Below are 25659 nucleotides of genomic sequence, written 5' to 3' on the forward strand. Positions count from 1 at the left end.
TCGGCTGAGGACTGGGGCCACATACGCCGTTTACTCGAGTACACCCACAGCTACAGCAAGCCAGTACCAAGGGTCGGACAGTGGCGAATCTATCTCGACAGCGGTTTCTCCAGAGAATGCAGGGTGAACGCTCGGGATCGTTCGGAGAACGGTTCGTCTCTGCGGAACAGCATCACATCCGGTCTGCTGGAACGGTTTAGCGGAGTAACCGCGAGTCGTCCAAGGGTTACTCCGGAAATGACTTCCAGCAGTCCGTCTCAGTGCTGGTGACCGGTTGCCTCGCCGAACGTGACGCCGAAGCGCTCCTCGAAGAGGTCCATGATGCGCGCTTCCTGCGCCTCGAGGTCCTCGTCGGACTCCTGACCGTGGTGGACGATGTGATGAGCGCGGCTGGCGAGGGAAAGCAGCGTTACGTCGCCGACGGTTTCGGCTGCGGTCTGGTCGCCCTCGGCGACGAGGTCGAGGAGGCCGGTCGGAACCGTTACCTCGTCCGTGGTGTCGTCGTCGGCGCTGATCGAGATGGTCGTCGTTTCGACGTCGTCGGAATCTGCCATACCACTACGGTCGTGGAGCGTGCCTAAAGGTGCTGTGGGTTTCGGTGCCGTCGGAGGGGCCGACACGACTATCCGACCGCTAGCCGCCCGCGGGCTTTTATCCCTCAATGACGTGTGTACACATATGCCACAGATAGAGCTAGACGAGGAAACGATCGAGCGACTCGACGGCATTCGCATCGAGGACGAGTCCTACGACGAGCTGGTGATGGAACTGATCAACATCTACGAGGCCAGCGAGTTGACGCTGTTTCACGCGGGCGATTGAGTAGTTGCTATTCGCCGGCTGACACCTGGAGACGTGCCAGTCCGGGCCAGCCCGTTTCCACAGTTGGCCGATCAGTCGTCGTGTCAGTTCGCTGCGTCGGTTTCGTCGCCGCCGGTCTGGGCCTCGGTCTCGGCGTCGGCGTCGATCTCAGTCTCGGCCGCAGCAGCCTCACGAACCGACTCCCAGCGGCCGCTCGACTCGAGATGGGTCTGTAACTCGTCTGCGTACTCCTGAGTGAGCTGTTCAGCCGCCTCGCGCTTTTCCTCGTGGTCGTTCCCGCCGCCACCCATGCCGAGTGCGCCCTTGATGGAGTCGACGAGCCCACCTGAGCCGCCAGAGCCCGAACTGCCGCCTGCACCGCCGGCACCGCCTGCACCCCCCATCGCACCCATGCCCGCGTCGACGTTCTCGAGTTCGGGGATGATCTGCTCGAGTTTCGACGTGTCTGCGACCAATTTGGCCTGCTCCGGTTCGTCGGCGTCTTCGATCTCGAACTCCGTCGCGGTCATGATCAGACTCCACTGCTGGTTCGAGAACTGCGAACTCGCGACCCGCGAAGAGAACTCCTGATCGACGGTCATCCGCTCCCCGACGATCTGGTCCGTCCACGATGACTTGCTCATGCGCGTGGCTTCGGCTGGTGGCTGTATCAGCGTTTCCCTCGTTGTTCCCCGAAACGTCCCTCTCGGCGGGCGCACTCGAGTTCGAGTCCCGGCCAGCCACTTACTCGAGACGCGTCGAGGTCTCGGCGTGGCGCTTGAAAAGTTCGACGTAGCGATCGGCCGTCCCTGCGAGGCGCGCATCGTCGATTTCGGTCTTCGGCTCTGCAGGTGCACCGGCGACCAGCGTCGAGGGCGGAACGTCCGTTCCCTCGGTGACGACGCTGCCGGCGGCGACGACGGCTCCCTCACCGATGTGTGCGCCGTCGAGGACGACCGCGTTCATGCCGACCAGCGCGCCCTCGGCGACGGTAGCGTTGTGGACGATGGCACTGTGGCCGACTGTCGCGCCGCACTCGAGTGTTGCGTGCTCGTGGAGGACGGCGTTGTCCTGGACGTTGGTTCGCTCGCCGACGACGATCGTGCCGTGATCACCGCGGAGGGTGGTGTTCGGCCAGATGCTTGCCTCGGCTTCGATGCGGACGTCGCCGATGACGACGGCGGCGTCATCGACGTACGCGGAGTCGGCGACCTGGGGTTCGGTTCCGTCGAACGATCGTAACATGGCTGGTGCTGTCTCGCGAGCGGTATTGAATGTGTCTTCCTCTCACGGTCTCCAACACAATTTGGCACTACGGCTAATACACAAGCGCCGGAATGTGTGAGTACAGCGGGCGAGTTGGCTTCCCCGGCCAGCGTTCCGCTGACGTGTCATCCACCATCCGACTCCACCATCCCACATCCACCCCACCCCACCCCACTCCCCTACCCACCCACCCCACTTCAGCCATCCACTGGAATCAGGGTGTTCCCCCACTACACCCGACGATTCCATCCCACTTCCACCCCACTTTCACAATTCCGCCCCAGTACCGCTCACCACTGCGGTGAGCGGACGTTTTGAGTCAGCCTGACAGACCTCTGTGAGAGGTAACTCTCCGTACGAAAGGACACCAACGAACAACGCTTTTAGCGAAACGACGTTCTCTGCGGAACAACGCTCTCAGCAAACAATACTCCCAGCAAAACAGCGCACCCAGTGACAACAATTCGCTCTCGCCCCGCTACCGATCCGAAAGCCGCTCTGACAACTCGTCGAATCGATCCTGAGCCGTTTCTCGCCGCGTTTCCGTTTCGTCCGGTCGGTACGTGAGCGTCTCGAGTGCACTCACCTCGCCGTCGTCGTCTCGTTCGACGGTCGCCTCGAAAACGGCACCCTCGTGCCGGCCGTCGTCCGGGACGCGCTCGATGTCGAGGCGCATCTCATCGGTGAGGCCACCGCGACCTGCCGAATCGCTGCTCGTTGCCGTCTCATCGTTGCCACTTTCGTTCTCGACGTCACCACTCTCGTTCTCGATATCGCCCTCGAGTAGCAACACTGCAGTCTCTCCGTCGACGATGCGATCGAGAACCGCGGTCGCTGTCGTAGGTGTTTCATCTGCTGTCATGGGTATCCTGCTCCTGGTCCGCCTCCTGCTAGCTGTTGTGCACCACTCTGGCCCGGCCCCAGTTCCAGTTCCGGCCCGAGCAGAGACGGCACGGTTGGCACCGCACCGAGCGACAACTGTGACGCCTCCTCGTTCGCCTCGTGCTTCAACTCGAGTAGGGCCGCCGGATCTGTCGGCGCGTCGGCCGCAGTCGAGACGGCCACGTCCTCGCCGTCAGTCGTCAGCACGATGTCGCCATGGGCCGCCGTCCAGTACGTCTCAATCCCGCGCTCGCCGAACGACTCGAGTACCTCGTCGTGTGGATGGCCGTACTGGGACTCGAGTGCACTCGAGATGATCGCGAGCTCGGGATCGACGGCGTCGAGGAACGGCGGGGTCGAGGAGGTCGTCGAGCCGTGGTGGCCCGCCTGGTAGGCAGTCGACGGCAGGTGGTCCGTCTGCTCGTCGGCGAGACGCTCCTCGGCATCGGTCTCGGCGTCGCCGGTGGTCAGATACGAGAAGTCGCCGAACTCGACGGCGAGCGCGACGCTGTTGTCGTGGAGGTCGCTGCCGGAGTCGCCTGCGGGTGGGTTGAGGAACGTGGCGGTGACGCCCTGGGTTTCGTTCTCAGTTCCGTTCACAGTCTCGTTCTCGTCCCCTCCCTCGAGTGGCAGGTCGTCACCTTCGGCGACTTCGAACAGTGTCACGTCGTACTCCTCGATTGCATCGAGGTAGTTGTCGTACGTCTGGCTCGTGTGTGCGACACCGGAATCGTAGGCCGCACCGACACCCTCGCCGTTCTCCTCGACGTGTTCGATGACGGCCGCGTGGCCGCCGATGTGGTCCGCGTGGGCGTGCGTTGCGATCAGATGATCGATCCGGTCGATCCCCTGCGAGTCGAGATAATCGATGACATCCTCGCCATCGGGTCGCCAGTCGCCGGTATCGATCAGAATCGTCTCACCACCGGGCGTGACGAGCAGCGTCGCGTCCGCCTGTCCCACGTCGATGTGGTGGAACTCGAGTTCGCCCGAGACTGTCGGGATGTCCGCACCGTCTGGCGGCTCGTCGCCGTTCTGACCAGTGTCAATTCCAGCGCCACAGCCTGCAAGCGTGACGAGTCCGACGACGGCGACGATCAGCAGCGTTCGGTTCACGACTCTCTCGTGGGACGGCGGCCCGATGATTGTTTGGACATCTTCCAGAGTATCCGCTTCGAGTCGAAACGTGTTTGGGTAGTGATGGGATGGAGTCGATCTGTACGGAACCGAGCTGGGCTGAACCGAACCGGACCGGACCAAACTGAACCGGATCGGGCCGAACCAGACCGAACTGAACCGGGCCAAACCAGACCGAACTGAACCAGATCGGACCGAACCGGATCGGGCCGAACCAGACCGAACCGAACCATACCAAATCAACCTGAATCGACACCGTCAACCGCGGTTCGAAACACACGCGGAGTCGTCGCCGCTCAGAACGCGCCGCCCTCGATACTCGCGTCTGCGTGTAGACTGTCCTTCAGCGCATCGTGGACCTTACACAGTTCGAACGCGCGCTCGAGAATCTCCTCGCCCGTCTCGTCGTCTATGTCCGCTTCAACCTGGATGTCGAACGAGATGGACTCGAGTTTGTCGTCGTCGTTGAGTTCGCCATCGGTGTCGATCTGAATCTTGCCGAGATCGTCAGCGCCGCGCTGTTGCCCGCCGACGCGCAGTGCGGGCACGTAGCAGGAAGCGTACGCTGCGAGCAGCGTCTCGAGTGTGTCCGGGCCGTCCTCGCCGTTCGAGTCGATCGTCGTCTCGAAATCGCGAATCTCGTTGGTCGCGCTGAACCCCTCTTCGGAGATGGTGGTCGCCTGTTTCGACATGGCAGTCGTGACGACCACAGCCGGTGCTGTAAACGTTGTTCACGGGAGCAAAAGCGTCCGGGATGGTGATACGAGTCTGTGGCCCACCCGGTCGCGACGGTGTGGGAACCAACCCAGAGTGGCTGTCGACGCTCATACTGTCAGACAGAAGTCAGTGAGAAGTCGGTCGCGAAATGCCGGCCGTCTCCACCGGTGACAGCCGAGTTCGAGCGACCGGTCTTCAAACAGTTCTGTCCGGCAGTATCATGACTCGAGTGTGAACGGTTCGTCTGCGGCGAGCGTGTGCACTTCGGCGTCGCTCACGTCGCTCGCGAAGTCGTCGGGATCCTGTTCGATCGGTGGGAACGTATCGTAGTGCTGTGGGAACGCGTGGTCCGCGCCGGTCCAGTCGACGGCAACGGCCGCCTGGGCCGGCCCCATCGTGAAGTGGTCGCCGATAGGGACAATGGCCGCGTCCGGTTCCAGAATGTCGCCGATGACGTCGCGCATCTCCGAGTGCAACGCAGTGTCACCGGCGTTGTACAGCGTCGTCGCCGCTGCGTCGGTTGGCTCACCGTCCGAAATCACGAAGCCGGCGGGCATCCCGCCGCTCGTGTCGTTTTCCGTCATGATGCCGTTCGTGTGGTCTGCGCGGACCATCGTAACGAAGGCGTCACCGCACTCGACGGTGCCACCGAGGTTCATCCCCATTCCGCCGACGGCGTCCTCGAAGCCGAACTCCTCCTCACAGTAGGAGACGAGTTCGGGCGTTGCGACGAGCGTCGCCTCGGAAAACTCGCCCGCGTGGGCGATGTGGTCTGCGTGTCCGTGCGTGAGCAGGACGTAGTCGGGCGTCTCGATATCCGACGGGTCGAGGTCCGTCTTCGGGTTATCGAAGAACGGGTCGATCAGCAGGTCGGTGTCGCCGACGGTGACGTGCCAGGTCGAGTGGCCGTGCCAGGTGAGTTCCATAGCCATACCACTCGAACTGTTCGTCGTGTACGACTTAAAATTGGGTGCGTCGACCCGCGTTCGGGGAGCACAATCCGACCACCGAAATAAGGGTCTTTGCCCCGTGGCGACACCTGTCACCGACCAGTGAGTGAAAGCCGACAACCAGCGTCCGACACCACGAGCGTTCCCTCCAGCGAATAAACGATCCTCACTATTTATTCAGGTGCTCTCAAATATATCGACTACCGTCTGCACGCTGACACACCGTGCAACGGTCTGACCCTCGTTAACCCGGGGTCCGATGCGGTCGACGACACGGCGACGAATGCCGTGGCGTTTTTTACCCGGCGTCCGTACGAGGTGTATGCTCGCACTGACTCTCGAGGAGTTCATGCTCGAGTTGAACGACGGCGCGATCAAGAACATCGGACCGAACAACAAGGAGGCGACCGTCAAACTATTCGATGTCGACGGCGCTGAGGCCCGCGAGTTCGGGGACAAACGTGTCAAACTCGTCTTCGACGACGAGGACGGCAACGAGGTACAGGTCTCGCTGTTCCCGGAAGACGTAGAGAAACTCGTCGAAGACATTTCGGACTTACAGGAGAACTCCGCGGTGTTCGAGTAACGGTTCCAACCACTGTTTCTGCTGGGTATCGCCAACGGCCAGCGATAGCGTCCGCTCGGACGAGGACCAGCAAGCTACATCCGGTCGTGACCGGTCCTACCGTCGCGTTTGCCGGACCGTCCCGGACCGTGACAGCCCGGACGCATTTCGACAACCGTTTTAGGACGAAACTGCTTGCTAGGGGTAGATGGGTAATTGTATCATCTGCGGCATACCCGTTGACGGCGAAATCTGCGAGAGCCACGAGGAGGACGCAGTCTTCGAATTCGAGGGCACGTCCGCCTCGCAGCTCTCCCCCGGCCGATACTACCGGGGCACCGTCGACGGCTACGCCGATTTCGGTGTCTTCATCGACATCGGATCACACGTTACAGGCCTGTTGCACAGAAGCGAACTCGATCAACGACTCGAAAGTCTCGACTGGGACGCCGGGGACGACGTCTACGTCCAGGTGCTCGACGTTCGAGACAACGGCAACGTTGACCTCGGTTGGTCGATCCGCCAGCGCGAACGCGAGTTCCGCGGCAAACTAATCGAGACGGCAAACGACGAGTTCCGTCCCGAAGACTACGGTGAGGAGGGATCTGACGACGAGTCGTCGGATGCCGGTTCTGCGGCTGACTCCGGCTCTGACTCTGACTCCGACTCCGGAACCGAATCCGGCTCCAGCGCAGACACCACCGATTCCACCGCCGACGAATCAGTCGATTCGAGCGGCAGCCAGTCGGCACCCGACGCATCGAGCGCAACCGAACCCGTCGCGAACGGCAGCGGCTCCGTCGCAACCGAGTCCGCGACGACCAGCACGTCGGCCGGTGCTGCAGAGACAGAGACAAGTGCGGATGCGGACACTGCCACCGACGCAGCTGACGTGGCTGACACAGCTGACGCCGCTGACGACGAACCCGCACTCAAGCGCACCACAGTCGACGCCATCGAAAACCAGGTCGGCAGCGTCGTCCGACTCGAGGGCGAGATCACTGGCGTCCGCCAGACCAGCGGCCCGACCGTCTTCGAACTGCGCGACGAGTCCGGCACCGTCGAGTGCGCCGCATTCGAAGAAGCCGGCGTCCGCGCCTACCCCGATGTCGACGTCGACGACGCCGTCGCAATCGAGGGCGAGGTCGAACGCCACTACGGCGACCTGCAGGTCGAGACCGAAACGCTCGACCAGCTCGAAGACGAGGAGCGCCAGACCGTCGTCGACCGACTCGAGAACGCACTCGAGCGCGAGGCGAGCCCGGACGACGCATCGCTGCTCGCCGAGCACGACGCGGTGGCTGCCGTCGAGGACGACCTCGTCGACGCTGCGACCGCGATCCGCCGTGCCGTCATGGAGGCGCGCCCGGTCGTCGTCCGTCACGGCGCGACCGCAGACGGCTACGTTGCCGGTGCCGCCATCGAGCGCGCCGTGCTCCCGCTGATTCGCGAGAAGCACACCCGCGACGACGCCGAGTACCACTACTTCGAGCGCCGCCCGCTCGACGGCCGCGTCTACGACATGGACGCCGCGACCGACGACGTCACCTCGATGCTCGAGGCACGCGAGCGCCACGGCGAGCAGTTGCCGCTCGTCGTCCTCGTCGACGCCGGCTCGACCGTCGAGTCGGTCGACGGTTACGACCTCCTTTCGCTGTACGACGCCGAGTCACTCGTCGTGGACGACAGCAACGCCGACGAGGAGGTTGCCGACGCAGTCTCCGTCGCCGTTTCGCCGTCGCTCGCCGGCGAAGACGTCTCGGACGTCACGTCGACCGCACTCTCGGCGAACATCGCCGCGCTGGTCAACGACGACGTCCGCGAGGACGTCGAACACCTTCCGGCGATCAGTTACTGGGAGGACACCCCCGAAGCCTACACCGAGCTCGCAACCGAGGCCGGCTTCGACGAGACGGCACTCTCGGAGCGCCGCGAAGCCGTCGCACTCGAGTCCTACTACCAGTCCTACAAGGACAAGCGCGAACTCATCGCCGACCTGCTGTTCGATCACGACGGCGACCTCGCAGCCCACGTCTCCGAGCAGTTCCGCTCGAAGCTCGACACTGGGCTCGAGACGGCACGAGAGAACCTGACGACCCAATCCGTCGACGGGAACACCGTCGCCGTGCTCGATACGGCGGCGTTCACCCACCGCTACAACTTCCCGACGACGACGCTCCTGCTCGATGCGCTGCACCGACGCGAGCGCGAGGCCGACTCGTTCGTCACCATCGGCCTCGGTGACGACGAACTACACGTCCGCGCGACCGAGTCGCTGAACGTCCGCGACCTTGGTGACGCAATCGCCGAGGCAGTTCCCGACGCTGGCGTCCACGTCGTTGGTGGCGAGGACGGCCACGTCGAGTTCCTCCCCGGCGAACGCGATGCCGTGCGTCAGGCCGCACTCGAGGCGCTCGACGCCACACTCGCATAGGCACGAACGCGGCCGGAACGCCGACGCCAGTCCACTTCCTCCCGTACCACTTTGCCGCCAGTGGTGACGCCGGCTTTCGAACGCCGTCTCCGTCGTCGCCGTCCCCCTCGCTGCCCTTCCGTCGTGTAGAAACAGTTTTCGGTTATACGACCGTCTAGGGACCAATGAGCGACGATGCTGCGACCCGCTTTCGTGAGAACGCCACGGAGATCACGGTGATGGTCGTCACCGGGCTCTGGCTCGCACTGCTGTTTCTGCCGGTCGGGAGCAGCATCTGGTTGCCGGTCTTGCTGTTTGGGTACATCGTCGTTATCCCGCTGGTCGCCATTCTGTACGGCGACGAGGATGATCGCGAAACGTGGTGGGATGACTGGTGGGGCGATGACTCCTGGGAGGACTGGTGGGGATCGAACGAGAGCGAGAGTGAGAGTGAAAGCGGGAACAAGAGCAAGAACACGAACACGAACACAAAGACGAATACGAACTCGAGAGACGAGTCTCTGGCCACTAGCCGGGAACCGAACCAAACCGGCGACCCAACCCCCGGAGCGGCCCTCGAGACGCTCCGCCAGCGGTACGCTGCCGGTGAACTCACCGACGACCAGTTCGAGGCGAAACTCGAACGGCTACTCGAGACGGAGACGATCGAATCGGCAGACCGGTGGCAGCGTGAGCCGAGTGTTGCGGATTCACGAGTGGACGAGCGTAATCGGCCGGAGACGGAAGGGAAGCGTGGAGGCCGTGAGGGTGAGGGGAGCTACGGCGGGCGTGAGCCTGAACGAGACCGTAACTGAACGTAACCGAACAGACCGTTCACAGCCGTCCACAGCCGCCCATAGCCGCTCACAACGGCCACAGCCCGCACCGACATAATCGCCTACAACCGCCCATAGCCGTCCACAACCACAAGCCAAACTGGACACCGCGTTGCAGACTACCCTTTCCCGATCCGTCAGTACCCACCAACGCAGCCTCTCCCACAGCCAACCAATACCAGCTCGGGTTGACAAACCACCTCGTTGACAGCCACCCCGCTCACTTATCCTCGGCCGTCTGTTTTGTCCCCCATGAGCGTCATCGCCGAGTTCACGATTCCCGCCGACGCCTTCGCTCTCGGAGACACGTTCGACCGCATCAGCGAGGCAACCATCGAAGTCGAACGACTCGCAACCCACAGCCGCGAGTGGATCATGCCCTTCCTCTGGATCTCCGACTGTGATATCGACAACGTGACCGACGCACTCGAGTCCGACTCGAGCGTCGTAAAATTCGACCTCCTCGACCGGGAAGGAGATCTCGGCTATCTCAACGTCCACTGGGCCGAGCCGGTTCAGCAACTGATCGACGAAATCGTCAACCAGCACGGGATTATGCAGGAGGCACAGGCGGCAGACGGTCGCTGGTTTCTCAAACTCAAATTCGTAAACCAGACCGCAGTCAAGGCGTTCCAGCGCTACTTCCACGAAAAGGACCACTCCTTCGAACTGCAGCGGATCTACGACGGCACCGCCCCGAGAGAACGCGAGTACGACCTCACGAACGAACAACGCGAGGCGCTCGTCGTCGGACTCGAGTTGGGCTACTTTGCCGTTCCTCGCGAGGCACAGATTAGCGATCTGGCTGACGAACTCGGGATTTCGACGAACGCCGTCTCACAGCGACTGCGCCGCGCGACGGCGAACCTGACGCAGAATACGCTGGTCGTCTCGGGTGAGCGTGCTGCGACAGAGTCACTCGAGAGCGAGGGGCAGAGTGATGGGAAAGGGTGAGATAGCAACCGATACCGGAAGGCTGCCTGGGTTTGTGCTCCTGGCGAACGGAGACGTAGCTCCACCGGCGGAGCCGACGTGATATAAAGAGACTCACGTTCAAAGGGATAGCCGGATGCCCGTCCAGGTCCCCTCTTTTACTGTGCCATCCAGAACGCCATCGGAGTCCACGTCCTCGTCTGCGTCTGCGGCCGACCCAGACCAACAGGACGCGGAACAGACGAACTCGCAGGAGCGAGAGCGTTCGGCGAAACAGGGTGAGAACAAGTCACAGACCAACTCGATGCCGGAGATCGAGGTACAAGCGGGGGACCAAGCAGAGACGGGAAAGCGGAAAGTTGCGGTCATCTGCACTGACTGTCAGACGGCGTACGCGGCCGAGAAGTGGCCCGACGGCAAGACGCGCCTGATCGGCCGACCGGCGGGCTGTCAGTGTGGGTCGACGGAGTTCGACGAAATCATGGACTGAGCCGAACTCAAAACAGAGACTGTCAACCGCGAGCGCGTGGTAGGGAGTCCGACACGCTTATTCACGCTGCGCGACGAACATCGTGTAGTGAGTACCGAGACGCCCGACCACGAGCCGACCGAAACCGAGGCGTTCCAGCAGGTCTGTGAGACGCTCGTCGAGCGGATTCTCGCCGGCGAGGTCGAACGCGACGAGGTCGAGAAGGCCAAACTCGAGGCCTGTTCGGAACACTCCGCGCCGAAGGTGCCGAAGAACTCGGAGCTGCTTGATTACGCGCCACAGGAACACCGCGAGGATTTAGAATCGGTGCTCCAGCGCAAGCCCGTTCGCACCGCCTCGGGCGTCTCACCGGTTGCGATCATGACGTCGCCCGAGCGGTGTCCCCACGGGAAGTGTCTCTACTGTCCCGGCGGCCCCGACTCGGAGTTTTCCTCCTCCCAGAGCTATACCGGGAACGAACCCGCAGCCGCCCGCGGCGTCCAGAACGACTACGACCCGTACGGCCAGGTGACGCTGCGACTCGAGCAGCTCCGGGAGATTGGCCACCCGATCGACAAGGTCGAACTCATCCTGATGGGCGGGACGATGACCGCCCGCAGCCACGACTACCAGGAGTGGTTCGTCAAGCGCGCCCTGGAGGCGATGAACGACTACGACGTCGACAAGGAGCCCGAGCCGGCGGAGGGCGTCAGCTTCGCGGAGGATCCCGAGGAGTACGAGTGGAGGTACCTCGAGGACGTGATCGCGGAGAACGAGACCGGCACCGTCCGCAACATCGGAACGACGTTCGAGACGAAGCCCGACTGGTGTGATCCCGAGCAGATCGACCGCATGCTCGATCTTGGCGGCACGAAAGTCGAGGTCGGCGTCCAGACGACCTACGAGCGGATCAACCGGGAGATGCACCGCGGCCACGGCGCGCAGGCGTCGATCGACGCCAACCAGCGACTCCGGGACTCGGCGTTCAAGGTCGGCTTTCATATGATGCCCGGCCAGCCGGGGATGAGCAAGGAGATGTGTCTGGAGGACTTCCGGCGCATCTTCGAAGAAGAGCAGTGGAAGCCGGACTACCTGAAGATTTACCCGACGCTCATCGTCCGCGGGACAGCGACCTACGACTGGTGGCACGAGGGCGAGTACGATCCCCTGGACAACGACGAGGCCGCCGATCTGGTCGCCGAGATCAAGGATATGATTCCGCGCTACACGCGACTCCAGCGCGTCCAGCGGGACATTCCGGCGGACTTCATCGACGCCGGCGTCTGGAAGTCGAACCTCCGCCAGCTCGCTCGCAAGCGCATGGACGAACACGACTGGACCTGCGAGTGCATCCGCTGTCGCGAGGTCGGGATGAACGACGCCGAACCGAACGAGGTCGAACTCGACGTTATGACCTACGACGCTTGCGGCGGGACGGAACACTTCATTTCCTTCGAGGACTTCGAGCAGGACCTCCTGATCGGCTTCTGCCGACTCCGGTTCCCGAACGATCCCGTGCGACCGGAACTCGAGAACACCGCGCTCATTCGCGAACTCCACGTCTACGGCTCCGAGGTCACGATGGGCGAGGAGGGCGAATCAGGGCAGCACCAGCATCAGGGCTACGGCCGCCGCCTGATGGAGCGCGCAGAGGACCTTGCAGCCGACGCGGGCTACGACAAGGTCAGCGTCATCTCGGGTATCGGTGCGCGGGAGTACTACCGGAACAAGCTCGGCTATCATCAGGACGGGCCGTACGTGAGCAAGCGGCTCTGAGTGCGATCAGGCGGACTTCTCCGGACTCGTACCAGTAACTAGTCGTACGGTTTCTGATCCAGCATAATGACTGAAGTTGAGTAGGGCAGTTCGCTCAGTACAGACCAAGCACACATCGATCACTACGGATGGTTTTCGCCCTAAGCTCCTGCACCAGATACTCTCTTCCATAATAGATAAAATAGCAAGAGAATAATCTGGGCCACCAGTGGAGTCACAATACTATCAAAAGTAAGCACCCCAACTATTCCGAGTGTGAAAATTCCGACGCCAAGTGTGATTGCTCCCACTAGCGATTTTCCATATATTTCATTTATAGCGTAACCAGAAATAGCCGACTGTCCAATCAAGAATGCAGGGGCACCAATTCCAATAGCAACCATACTAATTATATTCTATGTTGACATAAATATCTTGTCCCTCACTCAGAAGTATATTCTGTAGAGAGAGGATTGAAAGATTATTCGGAGGTAAGCGGTCAGCCCGCAGCGCGAATGTGGCACGGAATCTGGTTTGATTTACATGGGCCGATGATCGCCCAGTGCAAGTGATACTCGAATCAGGAGGTAGATGTCAAGCGATGTTGTTCTCTGGCAGTAAACGACGAAGTGTTTCTAAAGATATGCCAAGAATAGCAGCAATTCCAATCGCCGTTATTGATACCATTAGTTCTCTCCCGAGTTCCCAGTAGTCTGCAACATGTTGAACGACAAGTGGAACAAGCGCTCCTGCCGTAAGAACAGATAACACAGTGACTGTAGCGACTTTGATCCTACGGTCAGCAGGCACAGAGTACACTATTCTACCACCAATTAGGGCTACCACACCGAGTCCAAGTGTGAACACAAATATGAGGGGGTCAGACAGTACGTAGAAGGCTAAGAGTACTGTTGCAATGATGCACCAGATCGATAACTTGGTCACGGCTGCTCGTGACGAGTCAGAGTGAGTGTTCATATTTAATATCTAACACTCAACTAGAAATACTTTTTGACACTACGTTCACACAGGTGTGGTGTGTGGATAGTTCACCGCTTTTGGTGTGGTAAAGATGTGGTCGGTGTGCTGCACCACCTCTCTATCTTCTTACAGCGAGAGAATCCCGGCGTTTACGCCGGGCGTGAATCGCGTCACTCAACTCCACAATCCACCGCTCGGTGGCAAACCGGATATTCCACCGTAATCCACACCATTAAGTTGGTTTGTCTACATAGGCTATGTATGGCGGTTGAGGTCACGCGCACCTACGTTGGTTCCATCCAGAACCAGCGACAGGTCAGCGATGGCCTCGACTCGCTCGGCGACTCCGCCTCGAAAATCTGGAACGTCGCACGCTGGACAGCCGACCGCATCTGGGACGCAACAGGCGAAATCCCAGACGAAGGAACGCTCAAAGCGTACATGAAGAACCGTGAGTGCTGGAAAGATTTGAATGCCCAATCCAGTCAGAAAGTCATCGAAGAACTTTCCGACGCTTTCCAATCGTGGTTCGACCTGCGGCACACGCTTGACGAGGCGAATCCGCCCGGCTACCGCAAACATGGCGACGACCGACCCAGAAGTACGGTCACGTTCAAAACAGACGGGTTCAAACACGACCCCGAAAACAACCGTGTCCGTCTCAGCAAAGGCTCAAACCTCAAGGAGTATTGGTCGGACTTCCTCCTCTGCGAGTACCAGACGCGCCCTGACATTGATTTCTCAGAAGTCAACAGGGTACAGAACGTTCGAGTCGTCTGGAACGGTGACGAGTGGGAGCTACACTTTGTCTGCAAAGTCGAACTCGAAACCAACGACTCCGCAGGCGACGGCGTTGCTGGAATTGACCTCGGCATCAAAAATATCGCCACGGTCGCGTTCCCCGACGAATACGTTCTCTACCCCGGGAACTCGCTCAAGCAGGACAAGCACTACTTCAAACGAGCAGAGTACGACACTGAGGGTGAGAATGGTCCATCAGAGAAGTCGATGTGGGCACGTCGGAAACTCGCAGATCGGGAAACGCATTTCTACCACACGCTTACGGACACCATCATTACGGAGTGTGTCGAACGCGGTGTCGGCACGCTCGCGGTGAGTTGGCCTGAAGACGTGCGAGAAGCAAACTGGGGCAAGACAGGAAACAAGAAGTTGCATTCGTGGGCGTTCGACCGCATCTACCAGTACCTCGAATACAAAGGCGAGATCCGTGACGTCGAGGTGCTGAAGAAAAACGAGTGGGATACATCGAAGACGTGTTCAGCGTGTGGTGACGACACGAAGTCCAACCGGAAGCATCGTGGATTGTACGTCTGTTCGTCGTGTGAGTTGGTCGGAAACGCGGATTGTAACGGGGCGGAGAACATGCGACAGAAGATAACTCCGAGTCCTCACGGCGAGGATAGGAGTAACGGCTGTGTGGCACAGCCATCGGTACACCTGTTCGACCGCGAGAGCGGGACGTTCAACACGAGAGAACAGGTCGTGTCGTAGACCGGCAAATATCCCACCTGCGGTACGGGAAGCCTCGCCGTTTACGGCGAGGAGGATGTCACATTTAGGCGATGTCGGAATTGCTGTCGTCCACTGCATCCTCGAACGCCGCCAGCGCCTGCTCACTCCCCGCTCGCACGTAACTCACGTCGACGCCAGCCACCACGAAATCAAACCCGCGATCCAGCCAGCGCTCCACGTCGTCCCCACCGAGTGCGAGCGTCGACACCGGTTTGTCTTCCGCGTGGCCCGCCTCGAGTACCCGGTCGACCGCGTCGAGGAATCGGTCGGACTCGAGTTCCCCCACGATGCCGAGCGCCGCTGAGAGATCTGCTGGACCGACGAAGAGGCCGTTGAGACCGTCGACGGCGGCGATCTCAGCGACGTTTTCGAGTCCGGCCTCGGTTTCGATCTGTGCGATAGTCACGGGTTCTGTCTCTGGATTCCGTACGGCGTCGGGGAACGTTTCACCGTACTTCGTCGCGCGGCCGAGGCCGATTCCGCGCACGCCCTCCGGTGGATAGCGGGTCGCCTCGACGAGGTCGCGCGCCTCGGCCGCGGTGTCGACCATCGGTGCCATGACGCCGTCAGCACCGGCATCCAGGACGCGCTTGATTTCGGTGGGGTCGTTCTCGGAGACGCGGACGAGCGGTGCGGTTTTGTCGCGCTTCGCTGCATTGGGACTTCCCAGTTCGACTGCACGGATCAATCCACTCACCGTCTCGAGTGAGTTCGGCGTGTGCTCGATATCGATGATGGCCGCGTCGAACGCAAGCCCGCCGCTGAGTTCGGCGACCGCCGGATCGGCGAGCGTGAGCCAGGTGCCGACAATCGGCTCTCGATTTCGAAATTTCGTCGCGAAAGTCATCGCTCTCAGTTTCGTCGAACGGCCGATAAAACCGCGGGTCGCGGCGAGTCGAGGGCCTCAGACCGCGAGTACCGTATCCACGACCAGCATCAGCGCGAAGCCGAGGATGAACGCCGCCGTCGCGGTGTCGGCGTAGCCGTGGCCGTGACTCGAGGGCACGAGTTCGCGAAAGACGACGGCGATCATCGCGCCTGCGGCGAAGCCGGCGGCCACCGGAAAGAGTCCGGAGACCATAGTGACGAGTGCGAAACCGGCCGCTGCGGCGATCGGCTCCGGGACGCCGCCGGAGAGGGTCGTGTAGAGCAGCGTTCTCCCGCGGGAGACGCCCGCTCGAACAGCGGGAACGGCCATCGCGAACCCATCGGGGACGTTCTGGACGGCGATTGCGGTCGCGATGGCGAACCCGATCGCAGACTCGCCGCTGGCGAACGCGATGCCGACCGCGAGCCCCTCGGGCACGTTGTGGATCGTGACGGCGCTGCCGACGAGGGTGGCGCGGCGGAGGTCGTCGCCGGCTGTCTCGCTGTCGCCAGTTCTGTCACTGCTACCGTCGCCAGTTCTGTCGCTGGTGTCGTCGGTAGTGTCGGTTCCGGTGTCGTGACCACCATTCGAACCAGCCCCGCTACTAGGATCAACCGATGGCTCGACGATCGCCGTCCCCTCGACGCGATCCGCCCGAAACCGGAGGTGGAGGTGTGGTAACACCGCGTTTCCGACCAGCAAGAACGCACCGCCCGCGAGCACGCCAGCGACGACCTCGAGTGGCGAGCCCAACTCGAGTCCGGGCACGATGAGCGCGAAGACGGCCGCACCGACCATGATCCCGGCGGCGAGTCCGAGCGCGCCGTCGTAGGTGCGGTGACTAATGCGGTCGGTGAAAAAGAGCGGGAGCGCGCCGAGTCCCGTCACTCCACCCGCGACGGCGGCGACGAGGACGACCTCCGCGAGCGAGACCATAGCGGTCGTTCACCGACTGTCGGGAAAGGCGTACCTGGCGTTTTCTGATATAAATGGATTATAGCACTAGCTTATATTACTGTGCAGCGCCGTCGGTAGCGTATGGCATTCAGCGACCAGCTTCTCGAGGAGGGCACCCACATCTGGGACGCACAGAAGAATCACCCGTTCGTCACCGAACTCGCCGCCGGCACGCTCGACGAGGCGGCGTTCAAGCACTGGGTGAAACAGGACTACCGCTACCTACTCGACTACGCACGCCTGTTTTCGATTGCCGGAGCGAAGGCACGCGACGAGGCGACGATGACGCACCTGCTCGGCGTCGCCCACGAGGTGCTCGACTACGAGCTGGACCTCCACCGCGAGTTCGCCGCCGACTACGGCATTTCACAGGCCGAACTCGAGTCCACCGAGAAAGTGCCGACCTGTGTCGCCTACACAAGTTTCCTCGTGCGAACGGCCCACGAGGGCTCGCTCGCCGAAATTGCGGGTGCGCTCTACCCGTGCATGCAGGGTTACCTCGACGTCGGCGAGCACATGGCCGACCTCGCCACTGAAGAGCACCAGTACACCCCGTTCATCGAGATGTACACGAGCGACGAGTTCCGTGAGGCAACGGCGTGGTGTCGCGAGTTTGTCGACGAATGTGGCGAGCGCTACCCGGGTGAGCACGACGCGATGCGTGAGGCGTTCCTGACGAGCGCGAAACTCGAGTACCGGTTCTGGGAGATGGCCTACACGCAGGAGGGGTGGGGACTGTGACCAGCGCCAGCGATGGAATAACTGACCTCGACGGGGTTCCCGCGACGTTCGAAGCGTACGCCAGGGCTGTCGGCGATGGCGGCGACGGTGATGACGCGCGGTTCACCGACTGGCTCCGTGCACGGTCTGAACCGGCCTGGACCGATGCCGTCACCCATCCGTTCACGCGGGACCTCGGCTCCGGTGAACTCCCCAAAGACGTGTACGCCGAGTACCTCGTCCAGGACTACGCGTTCGTCGACGAACTCGTGGGCGCGTTCGGCCACGCAGTTGGACAGGCTTCGGTGATGGACGCGAAGCGGCCGCTGGTCGAGTTCCTCGACACGCTCACCGACGAGGAGAACGACTACTTCGAGCGGTCGTTCAACGCACTCGACGTGTCCGAGGACCGGCGACACGATCCCGAACTCAGTGACCCGATCGCCGCGCTGATCGACCTGCTCGGTCGCGCGACCCACGTGGGTGGGTACGCCGAGACGCTGGCAGTCCTCGTTCCCGCCGAATGGATATACGAATCGTGGGCGACGGCGGTTGTCGACGAGTACGCAGACCACGAATCGACGCAGGTGTCCGAAATCGACTCTCTGCCGAGTGCCGGCACCGATCTCCCGTTCTATTACGCCGAGTGGATCGACCTCCACGCGATCCCCGCCTTCCGTGAGTTCGTGGACTGGTTGCGAAGCGAACTCGACGCCATTGGTCCCACGCTCTCGCCGCGACGGCAAGCCCGCGTCGAACAGCTATTCCGTCGGACGGTCGAACTCGAGGTTGCAGTGTTCGAGTCCGTGACCTCATGAACGCACTCGTCCCGGTTCGGTCGCACTGGTAGCTGTACGTCCGTTGTTCGTTCTTAACTTCTAAGATGTAGCGCTCAGTTGGCTACGTCATGGGTTCTCTTGGCGGCCAAAAGGGTACGCGTCTCACTCTCGGTGCCATCGCGCTAGCGCTCTTCGGGCTCCTTCTCACGATTCCGTTCGAGGCTGTGACCGGCTGGTCGCTCTCCGGCGTCGACGTGGCCGTCTACAAGTGGCTTCTCGCTGCGGGGCTCTGTCTGTTCGTCGTCGGGATCGAGAAGCGCTCGCTGTCGTCGATCGGCTTTCGACGGCCCGACCGCTGGGACCTCGCCATTACCGTCGGGCTCTGGCTCGCCATCATGCTCTCAGTCGGCGTGATGCAGTCGCTGCTCGCCCAGTTCGGGCTACTCGAGACGGCCAACGGGAGCGGGACGCCCCCCGACGGCTCCGAGCTGTACTGGTCGCTGTTCATCGCAGCCACGGCCGGCGTCACCGAAGAGGTGCTGTATCGGGGGTACGCACTCGAGCGACTCGAGTCGATCACGGCGTCGACGTGGGTCGCCGGCATCGTGACGGCGACCGTGTTCGTCCTCATTCACGTCGGAGACGGGATCGTCGGAATGCTCGTCTTCGTGCCAGCGGCCATCCTGCTGACCGTGGCCTACGTCTGGCGACGAACGCTGTTCGTCGTCGTAGGCGCACATGTCGCGGTTAACACCGTTCCGCTCGTGTTGTTGGCTCTGAGTGCGTGAGAGGCCGACTCTCTTTCTCAGTCGATCGTCACTTCGAGTTCCAGGAGCCCCAGATACGAGGGCGCGTTGCCGCTCGTCCGGAACTCCGTCGGCGAGGAGTCGACGAGCTGGTAGAACTCGGACTGCGTCGAGGGATGCATCGTCGACCCGTCCTCACGCTGGAGGTACGCCGGCGCGTTCGTCCGGCGCATGTACTCGAGTTGCTCCTGCCAGGCGTCGCCGCCGTAGAGGAAAATACCGAACGAGAATCGGCCGGCGGCGACGGCGTCCTGTTTGGTCTCGAACTGCTCGGCCTCCTCGACCCGGTACTCCTCGTCGCTGATCCAGGCGAGCGCCGCGATGCCGGGTGCTTGCACGAGGTAGACGTCCCATGAGTGTGTTTTGTCGAAGACACCCCAGGTGTTTCGCGGGCCGACGGAGTTCACTTCGACGCTGAAGGCGGGCCGACCGCGCGAGCCCGTTGGCTCGTGGACGAAGGTTGCGTCGTAGCCGGGCACACGGATCCCGCGGTCGTGATAGGCGACGCCCTCGGCCTCGATCCCGAGGTCGTGGCGGTCCGAAAGCTGTTCGACCAGTTCGAGCACCGGGATGCCGCCGGAGTCCTCGAGTCGCTCCAGGATTGGAGGCAACTCGAGGAGGGCCTGCCAGGAGGCGTTGTCCTGTGGCGCGCTCATGGCCGTCGATCGCCCCCGTGTGTGTCGGTGCGGGTCGTCGACTCGGTTGCAGCGTTCATACCGGTATGCAGTGGGTCGGGCGGGATTAGCCTTTCCGACTGGCGAGCAGAGTGCTGTCTGCTGTGGATCATCTGCGGGCCGCGATCGTGGGATTCGGATGTGCTGTGAGGGCTTCGAGTGGCGACCCAAACCAGCGGACGCCAGCCGCCACGGAGCGACACGCCTTTTTGACCGCGCGGGGCACTCTGTTGTATGGATCCAAAGCGGGAGCTGACGAGCGTCGATCTCGCCGCCCTCGTCCGCGAGTTCGGCACCTACGAGGGCGCGAAGGTCGACAAAGCCTATCGCTACGGCGACGACCTCGTCCGCCTCAAGATGCGCGATTTCGACCGCGGCCGCATCGAACTCCTCCTCGAAGTCGGCGAGGTCAAACGCGCCCACACGGTTGCCCCCGAGCGGGTGCCGGACGCCCCGGGCCGACCGCCCCAGTTCGCGATGATGCTTCGCAACCGCCTCTCCGGGGCGGACTTCGCTGGCGTCGAACAGTACGAGTTCGACCGGATACTCGAGTTCACCTTCGAGCGCGACGACGGGACGACCCGGATTATCGTCGAGTTGTTCGGACAGGGGAACGTTGCGGTGACGGACGGCGAGTACGAGGTGATCGACTGTCTGGAGACGGTCCGTCTGAAGTCACGAACGGTCGTGCCGGGCTCGCGCTACGAGTTCCCCGATACGCGGACGAATCCGTTGACGATTTCCCGGGAGGTCTTCGGCCACGAGATGGAGGAGTCGGATACGGACGTGGTGCGGACGCTCGCGACGCAGCTCAACTTCGGTGGACTGTACGCCGAGGAGGTCTGTACCCGCGCGGGCGTCGAGAAGGCGATGGATATCGGCGACGCCGACGAGGAGATCTACGACAGGCTCTACGAGGCGATCGAACGACTCGCGCTGGATATCCGGAACGGGAACTTCAATTCGCGGCTGTATCGGGCGTCGGCGGACGACAGTGAGAGTGAGGACGGCGACAACGACGACACGGGGAGCGACAACGCCAACGCCAATGCCAACGACAACGACACCGGACCGGTTGTCGATGTCACGCCGTTCCCACTCGAGGAGCACGATGAAGCCGGTTTCGACGGTGAGCCGTACGACACCTTCCTCGACGCGCTCGACGACTACTTTTTCCACCTGGAGCTGGAAGACGAGGAGGAGCCGGATCCGACGAGCCAGCGACCCGATTTCGAGGAGGAGATCGCCAAGCACGAGCGGATCATCGAGCAACAGCAGGGTGCGATCGAGGGCTTCGAGCAGGAAGCCGAGAATCTGCGCGAGAACGCCGAACTGCTGTACGCCAACTACGGACTCGTCGACGACATCCTCTCGACGATTCAAGAAGCCCGCGCGCAGGACCGCCCTTGGGAAGCAATCGAGGCGCGGTTCGAGGAAGGTGCCGAGCAGGGCATCGAGGCCGCCGAGGCGGTCATCGACGTCGACGGCAGCGAGGGGATCGTCACCGTCGACGTCGACGGCGAGTACATCGAACTCGTTGCACACGACGGCGTCGAGCAGAACGCGGACCGCCTCTACACCGAGGCAAAGCGCGTCGCGGAGAAGAAAGAGGGTGCGCTCGCGGCTATCGAGGACACCCGGGAGGACCTAGAAGACGCAAAGCGCCGTCGCGACGAGTGGGAGGAAAGCGACGGCGAATCGGGTGCAGGCAGCGGGGGCGGTGACGAAGATGAGGGAGAGGACGAGGACCGCGACTGGCTCGCCGAGTCTTCCATTCCGATCCGGGAGAACGAGCCCTGGTTCGACCGGTTCCGCTGGTTCCACACCAGCGACGGCTACCTCGTGATCGGCGGCCGGGACGCAGATCAGAACGAGGAACTGGTGAAGAAGTATCTCGAACCCGGCGACAAGGTGCTTCACACCCAGGCCCACGGCGGCCCGGTCACGGTGCTGAAAGCGACCGATCCGAGCGAGGCCTCCTCCTCGGACATCGAACTGCCAGAGTCGAGCATCGAGGAGGCCGCCCAGTTTGCGGTCTCCTATTCGTCGGTCTGGAAGGACGGCCGCTACGCCGGCGACGTCTACGCCGTCGACTCCGATCAGGTAACCAAGACCCCGGAGAGCGGGGAGTACCTGGAGAAAGGCGGCTTCGCCGTCCGCGGCGACCGAACCTACTACCGCGACACCCCTGTCGGTGCCGCAGTCGGCATCCAGTGTGAGCCCTACACTCGCGTTATCGGCGGCCCGCCAGCAGCCATCGAGGGCACCGCGGAGACGACAATCGAACTCGAGCCGGGGCGGTACGCGCAGGCCGACGCGGCCAAGCGACTGTACCGTCGCTTCCGCGAGCGCTTCGAAGACGAGACGTTCGTGCGGAAGATCGCCAGCCCGGACCGCATTCAGCACTTTATGCCGCCGGGCGGGAGTCGGATCGCGGAAGAGTAGACCAGTAGACCGGTCTGGCCGCCGTTCGAGACATAGAGGCACAAGACGGCCCTGAACTGTCTTGGATGCTGGTTTTGATGAGGTTGTTGCGTCGCTGCCAGTTAGTTTCGGTGTGACTACGACCTGTAGGCGGCTGGCCAGTGATCTGTTCGACCAGTCGTAGTGGAGTGCCTGCGTGTAGTGGCGGCCTCCCACCCTCCTCTTGCCTCCTGTTTCTCCGCCTGTGTCGGTAGCCGTGATCGAAATCCGTTACCACAATATCCAATAGTTATTAGTGTACGCATCGCATGACTGTCATTCTATGTGCCTTGATTGCACTGCACACGATACAGACCGAGAACAGCACTCGAGTACCGACGACCGAGAGACGACCGGCCATAGCAACTGGAAACGACGGTCGTTCCTCCAGGCAACCGGCGTTGCCGCCGGAACCGGGACGATACTCGGAACGCAGGTAGACCGCGCGTCAGCCTCACACACCGAGTGCGACGCCGCGGACCGCTGGGTCGAGGCGGCGAATCACAGCGCACGCGACTTCGGCATCGATTGGATCGTCATCCACGTCACTGCCGGCGCGTACCAGGGCGCACTCAACACGCTCACCAGTTCGAACTCGGGCGTGAGCTCACACTACCTCGTGAAGAACTACGACTGGACGGACGGGCCGTCGGCGGGCCACGTTGATCAGCTCGTCCACCACAATCGCGCGGCCTGGCACGCCCGCTACATCGCAAATCACCGCTCGATCGGTATCGAACACGAGTGGTTCGACGACAACGGCATTTCCGACGCTTGCTACGAATCTTCCGCCGAACTCGTCCGTTGTATTGCGGACATGCACGACATCCCACTCGAGTTCTACACGAGTAACACCTGCATCCAGAACGAGCCGGGCGGGATCATCGGGCATACACACGTGCCGGATGGCGACTGTAGCAGTTTCCACCACGATGGTCGAACCTGTCCGTATCCGGACTGGGATATGGATCATTTCGAGAGTCTGGTGAAAGAGGAGGGTGGCGGTGGCGGTGGCGACCAGTTCCAGGACGGCGACCAGGTCGTTACGACGACGGATCTGAACGGGCGCGAACAGCCGTGTCTCAACGACGATGTCGTACTGACCCTACCTGAGGGAACCCAGGGCGAAGTCATGAACGGCCCCGAGGAGTGTGATGGCATCACCTGGTGGGGGCTGCACGTTCCGGCGTACAACGAGTGGGTCTGGTGTTCGGAGAACTATCTGGCCCATGCCTGAGCACGTCGTTCGGTGGTGTAGTTGCCGGACGTATTCGGTGACCGCCTACTGAACGAGTGCGTGTTATTGGACGGAATCTTCAGTGTCGGACAGGTCGTCGAATGATTCTCCGGTCCCATCATCGCGGTTTTGGTCGAGGTCAGCCGCTAGCGTTCGTTCGGACGCGTCGTAGGACGACCCGAGGGCGATCAGAAACCCAACCATTGCAGTGATCAGTGCAACGCTACCGATTGCGACGACACCGATCGAAACCAGCACACCGGAGAGCACCTGCCCGGCGGTCAGCAGCGAGACAGCAGTAACGGCTGCGATGAGCGTAAGCAGTCGGGCAAGTCTCCCCGTATCGAGACCGTGGTACGTCCGCTCGCCGGTCGTATCGAGCAACACCGACAGAATTCCAGAGTAGCTGTCGTCAGTTCGTGCGTTTCCGAGCGAATGAATCGACTGGACGACCCACGCACCGGCGGTAAAGTTGAGGAACGCAACGAACGAGACGAGTCCCAGTTGTCCATCGACGAACAGCCCGCTCAGGATCGCTCCAGCGAACGTGACAGCCATAACGGCGTGTGTTAGCAGCGACCGAGTGCCAAAGTCTTCGAGCCGAGTCGTATATCCGAAACTCATGCTGGGGTTAAGCACACAGTGGCCATAACGGCGCTTCCTAACCCTGTTGGATACAATCGTTCAACAGGCTGTCTACTCTCCACTGAACCGACTCACGCAAGTGAGGTGTCCTCTATCAACAGTCACACTCTAGCACACTGCGTGGCCATCGATACAGTGGCCGATCCGTCACGCACTTACCGTGACCCCGAGAACAGCACCGTATGCAAATCAAAGACCGGGAACCGCTCGACGGCGGACGCGAGCGGGTTACCGTCGTCCCCGAGAGCGTCGACGACCTCTGGCACCTCCAGTACGTGCTAGAGCCCGGCGACCGCGTCGCTGGCGATACGACCCGGCGCATCCAGCGCAACGACGACCAGATGCGCGACACCGGCGGCGAGCGCGAGCACATGTGGGTCGCTATCGCCGTCGAGGACATCGAGTTCCATAAGTTCGCGAACCGACTGCGCGTCGGCGGCGAAATCGTCGCCTGTTCACGCGAGGACCAACTGGGCTTTCACCACACGCTGAACGTCGAGGAACGCGAGGAGCTCTCGATCGAGAAGCGTTTCAAGCCCGACCAGGAAGCCCGTCTCGAGGAGGCCGAGGAAGCCACCGAGAACCCGGACGTCGCCATCGCCACCGTCGAGGAAGGGCAGGCCCACGTCCACACGGTCGCCCAGTACGGCACCGAGGAGCGAGCGACAATCACCGGCCCCACCGGCAAAGGCGAGTACGCCCGCGAGCGCTCGGAACTGTTCGCCGAACTCGGCGACGTGCTCAAACGACAGGACGCGGACGCGATCATCCTCGCCGGGCCGGGCTTTACGAAACAGGACGCCAGAAAGTATCTCGAGGACAACGAGCCCGCGGTCGCCGAGAAGCTCACGATGGTCGACACGGCGAGCGTCGGCGACCGAGGCGTCCACGAGGTCCTGAAACGCGGTGCCGTCGCAGACGTCCAGCAGGAGACGCGCATCGAGAGCGAGGCCGAGTACATCGACCAGCTCACCGAACGCATCGCTCAGGGCGCGAAAGCGGCCTACGGCCCCGAAGCGGTCCAGCAGGCCGCCGAGTTCGGCGCGATCGAACGCCTGCTGATCCTCGACGACCGCCTGCGCAAGGAGCGCGGCCCCGACGGCGAGTGGGCCATCGACGTCGACCAGGTCGTTCGCACGGCCGAACAGAAAGGCGGCGAGGTCACCGTCTTCTCGAGTGAGTTCCCGCCGGGCCAACAGCTCTCGAACCTCGGCGGCATCGCAGCGCTGTTGCGATACCGACTCGAGTAGGAACCACATCTCATCCGCTCAC

At 62.1% G+C, this 25659-nt stretch carries 27 protein-coding genes; 14 read left to right on the plus strand and 13 right to left on the minus strand.

The window, feature by feature from the left end:
* Positions 1-257: 257 nt before the first annotated feature.
* Positions 258-554 (minus strand): DUF7545 family protein, encoded by a 297-nt coding sequence (locus C483_RS05265; RefSeq protein WP_049912444.1) that lies wholly within the window; start codon positions 552-554, stop codon positions 258-260.
* Between the two features lie 124 nt (positions 555-678).
* Between C483_RS05265 and C483_RS20365 the strand changes: the two genes are divergently transcribed.
* Complete coding sequence (locus C483_RS20365; RefSeq protein WP_006652320.1) at positions 679-822, plus strand: DUF7557 family protein; 144 nt, start codon at positions 679-681, stop codon at positions 820-822.
* Between the two features lie 83 nt (positions 823-905).
* Here C483_RS20365 and C483_RS05270 read toward each other — a convergent pair whose 3' ends face one another.
* The 6 genes from C483_RS05270 to C483_RS05295 all read right to left on the minus strand — a co-directional run bounded on the left by C483_RS05270 (position 906) and on the right by C483_RS05295 (position 5729).
* Entirely contained in the window at positions 906-1445 is a 540-nt protein-coding gene (locus tag C483_RS05270) for a DUF5799 family protein (protein ID WP_006652321.1), read from the minus strand.
* Positions 1446-1545: 100 nt separating this feature from the next.
* On the minus strand, positions 1546-2046 hold the full coding sequence (locus C483_RS05275; protein ID WP_006652322.1) for a gamma carbonic anhydrase family protein: 501 nt from the start codon (positions 2044-2046) through the stop codon (positions 1546-1548).
* Between the two features lie 499 nt (positions 2047-2545).
* Positions 2546-2929: a DUF3006 family protein gene (locus C483_RS05280; RefSeq protein ID WP_006652323.1), complete on the minus strand. Its 384-nt coding sequence runs from the start codon at positions 2927-2929 to the stop codon at positions 2546-2548.
* Positions 2926-4065, minus strand: coding sequence for a ComEC/Rec2 family competence protein (locus C483_RS05285; RefSeq protein WP_006652324.1), 1140 nt, complete (start codon positions 4063-4065; stop codon positions 2926-2928). Before C483_RS05285 ends, C483_RS05280 begins: the two co-directional genes overlap by 4 nt.
* A 317-nt stretch (positions 4066-4382) precedes the next feature.
* Positions 4383-4778, minus strand: a complete 396-nt coding sequence (locus C483_RS05290) for an OsmC family protein (protein WP_006652325.1) — start codon at positions 4776-4778, stop codon at positions 4383-4385.
* 243 nt (positions 4779-5021) lie between these two features.
* Positions 5022-5729: a metal-dependent hydrolase gene (locus C483_RS05295; RefSeq protein ID WP_006652326.1), complete on the minus strand. Its 708-nt coding sequence runs from the start codon at positions 5727-5729 to the stop codon at positions 5022-5024.
* 346 nt (positions 5730-6075) lie between these two features.
* On the opposite strand from C483_RS05295, the gene C483_RS05300 reads away from it, so the two are divergent.
* From C483_RS05300 to C483_RS05325, 6 genes are all read left to right on the plus strand, one after another.
* Positions 6076-6339: a hypothetical protein gene (locus tag C483_RS05300; protein WP_006652327.1), complete on the plus strand. Its 264-nt coding sequence runs from the start codon at positions 6076-6078 to the stop codon at positions 6337-6339.
* Positions 6340-6526: 187 nt separating this feature from the next.
* Positions 6527-8752: a DHH family phosphoesterase gene (locus tag C483_RS05305; protein WP_006652328.1), complete on the plus strand. Its 2226-nt coding sequence runs from the start codon at positions 6527-6529 to the stop codon at positions 8750-8752.
* A 164-nt stretch (positions 8753-8916) separates the two neighbouring features.
* Positions 8917-9546, plus strand: a complete 630-nt coding sequence (locus tag C483_RS05310) for an SHOCT domain-containing protein (protein ID WP_006652329.1) — start codon at positions 8917-8919, stop codon at positions 9544-9546.
* Positions 9547-9819: 273 nt separating this feature from the next.
* A complete protein-coding gene (locus C483_RS05315; protein WP_006652330.1) occupies positions 9820-10521 on the plus strand; it encodes a helix-turn-helix domain-containing protein in 702 nt (233 codons plus the stop codon).
* Positions 10522-10663: 142 nt separating this feature from the next.
* Complete coding sequence (locus tag C483_RS21140) at positions 10664-10990, plus strand: hypothetical protein (RefSeq protein ID WP_338042456.1); 327 nt, start codon at positions 10664-10666, stop codon at positions 10988-10990.
* An 87-nt stretch (positions 10991-11077) separates the two neighbouring features.
* Complete coding sequence (locus tag C483_RS05325; RefSeq protein ID WP_006652332.1) at positions 11078-12745, plus strand: tRNA uridine(34) 5-carboxymethylaminomethyl modification radical SAM/GNAT enzyme Elp3; 1668 nt, start codon at positions 11078-11080, stop codon at positions 12743-12745.
* A 140-nt stretch (positions 12746-12885) separates the two neighbouring features.
* Here C483_RS05325 and C483_RS19870 read toward each other — a convergent pair whose 3' ends face one another.
* Positions 12886-13128: a hypothetical protein gene (locus C483_RS19870; RefSeq protein ID WP_152419832.1), complete on the minus strand. Its 243-nt coding sequence runs from the start codon at positions 13126-13128 to the stop codon at positions 12886-12888.
* A gap of 190 nt (positions 13129-13318) precedes the next feature.
* Positions 13319-13702: a hypothetical protein gene (locus C483_RS19395; protein ID WP_083860399.1), complete on the minus strand. Its 384-nt coding sequence runs from the start codon at positions 13700-13702 to the stop codon at positions 13319-13321.
* A gap of 264 nt (positions 13703-13966) precedes the next feature.
* Between C483_RS19395 and C483_RS05330 the strand changes: the two genes are divergently transcribed.
* On the plus strand, positions 13967-15217 hold the full coding sequence (locus tag C483_RS05330; protein WP_006652333.1) for an RNA-guided endonuclease InsQ/TnpB family protein: 1251 nt from the start codon (positions 13967-13969) through the stop codon (positions 15215-15217).
* A 64-nt stretch (positions 15218-15281) separates the two neighbouring features.
* Here C483_RS05330 and C483_RS05335 read toward each other — a convergent pair whose 3' ends face one another.
* Positions 15282-16085 (minus strand): HpcH/HpaI aldolase family protein, encoded by an 804-nt coding sequence (locus tag C483_RS05335; RefSeq protein ID WP_006652334.1) that lies wholly within the window; start codon positions 16083-16085, stop codon positions 15282-15284.
* A 57-nt stretch (positions 16086-16142) separates the two neighbouring features.
* Positions 16143-17042: a ZIP family metal transporter gene (locus tag C483_RS05340; protein WP_006652335.1), complete on the minus strand. Its 900-nt coding sequence runs from the start codon at positions 17040-17042 to the stop codon at positions 16143-16145.
* Between the two features lie 102 nt (positions 17043-17144).
* Here C483_RS05340 and tenA point away from each other — a divergent pair, with 102 nt between their 5' ends.
* The 3 genes from tenA (at position 17145) to C483_RS05355 (ending at position 19350) form a co-directional block, all read left to right on the plus strand.
* Entirely contained in the window at positions 17145-17804 is a 660-nt protein-coding gene (gene tenA, locus C483_RS05345; protein ID WP_006652336.1) for a thiaminase II, read from the plus strand.
* Positions 17801-18601, plus strand: a complete 801-nt coding sequence (locus C483_RS05350; RefSeq protein ID WP_006652337.1) for a TenA family protein — start codon at positions 17801-17803, stop codon at positions 18599-18601. Before tenA ends, C483_RS05350 begins: the two co-directional genes overlap by 4 nt.
* 89 nt (positions 18602-18690) lie before the next feature.
* Positions 18691-19350 carry a CPBP family intramembrane glutamic endopeptidase gene (locus C483_RS05355; RefSeq protein ID WP_006652338.1) on the plus strand — a complete coding sequence of 220 codons (660 nt, stop codon included), beginning with the start codon at positions 18691-18693 and terminating at the stop codon, positions 19348-19350.
* 17 nt (positions 19351-19367) lie between these two features.
* Here the strand turns inward: C483_RS05355 and C483_RS05360 are convergent, their stop codons facing one another.
* Positions 19368-20024: a hypothetical protein gene (locus C483_RS05360; RefSeq protein ID WP_006652339.1), complete on the minus strand. Its 657-nt coding sequence runs from the start codon at positions 20022-20024 to the stop codon at positions 19368-19370.
* A 252-nt stretch (positions 20025-20276) separates the two neighbouring features.
* Between C483_RS05360 and rqcH the strand changes: the two genes are divergently transcribed.
* Entirely contained in the window at positions 20277-22487 is a 2211-nt protein-coding gene (gene rqcH, locus C483_RS05365) for a ribosome rescue protein RqcH (RefSeq protein ID WP_006652340.1), read from the plus strand.
* A 301-nt stretch (positions 22488-22788) separates the two neighbouring features.
* Entirely contained in the window at positions 22789-23742 is a 954-nt protein-coding gene (locus C483_RS05370; protein ID WP_006652341.1) for an N-acetylmuramoyl-L-alanine amidase, read from the plus strand.
* Between the two features lie 63 nt (positions 23743-23805).
* Here the strand turns inward: C483_RS05370 and C483_RS05375 are convergent, their stop codons facing one another.
* The gene (locus C483_RS05375; protein ID WP_006652342.1) at positions 23806-24300 is read right to left on the minus strand and encodes a hypothetical protein; all 495 of its coding nucleotides are present in this window, start codon (positions 24298-24300) and stop codon (positions 23806-23808) included.
* A gap of 269 nt (positions 24301-24569) precedes the next feature.
* On the opposite strand from C483_RS05375, the gene C483_RS05380 reads away from it, so the two are divergent.
* Positions 24570-25637, plus strand: a complete 1068-nt coding sequence (locus tag C483_RS05380) for an mRNA surveillance protein pelota (RefSeq protein ID WP_006652343.1) — start codon at positions 24570-24572, stop codon at positions 25635-25637.
* Positions 25638-25659: the final 22 nt, after the last annotated feature.

Source organism: Natrialba hulunbeirensis JCM 10989, assembly GCF_000337575.1.
GTDB classification, from domain to species: domain Archaea; phylum Halobacteriota; class Halobacteria; order Halobacteriales; family Natrialbaceae; genus Natrialba; species Natrialba hulunbeirensis.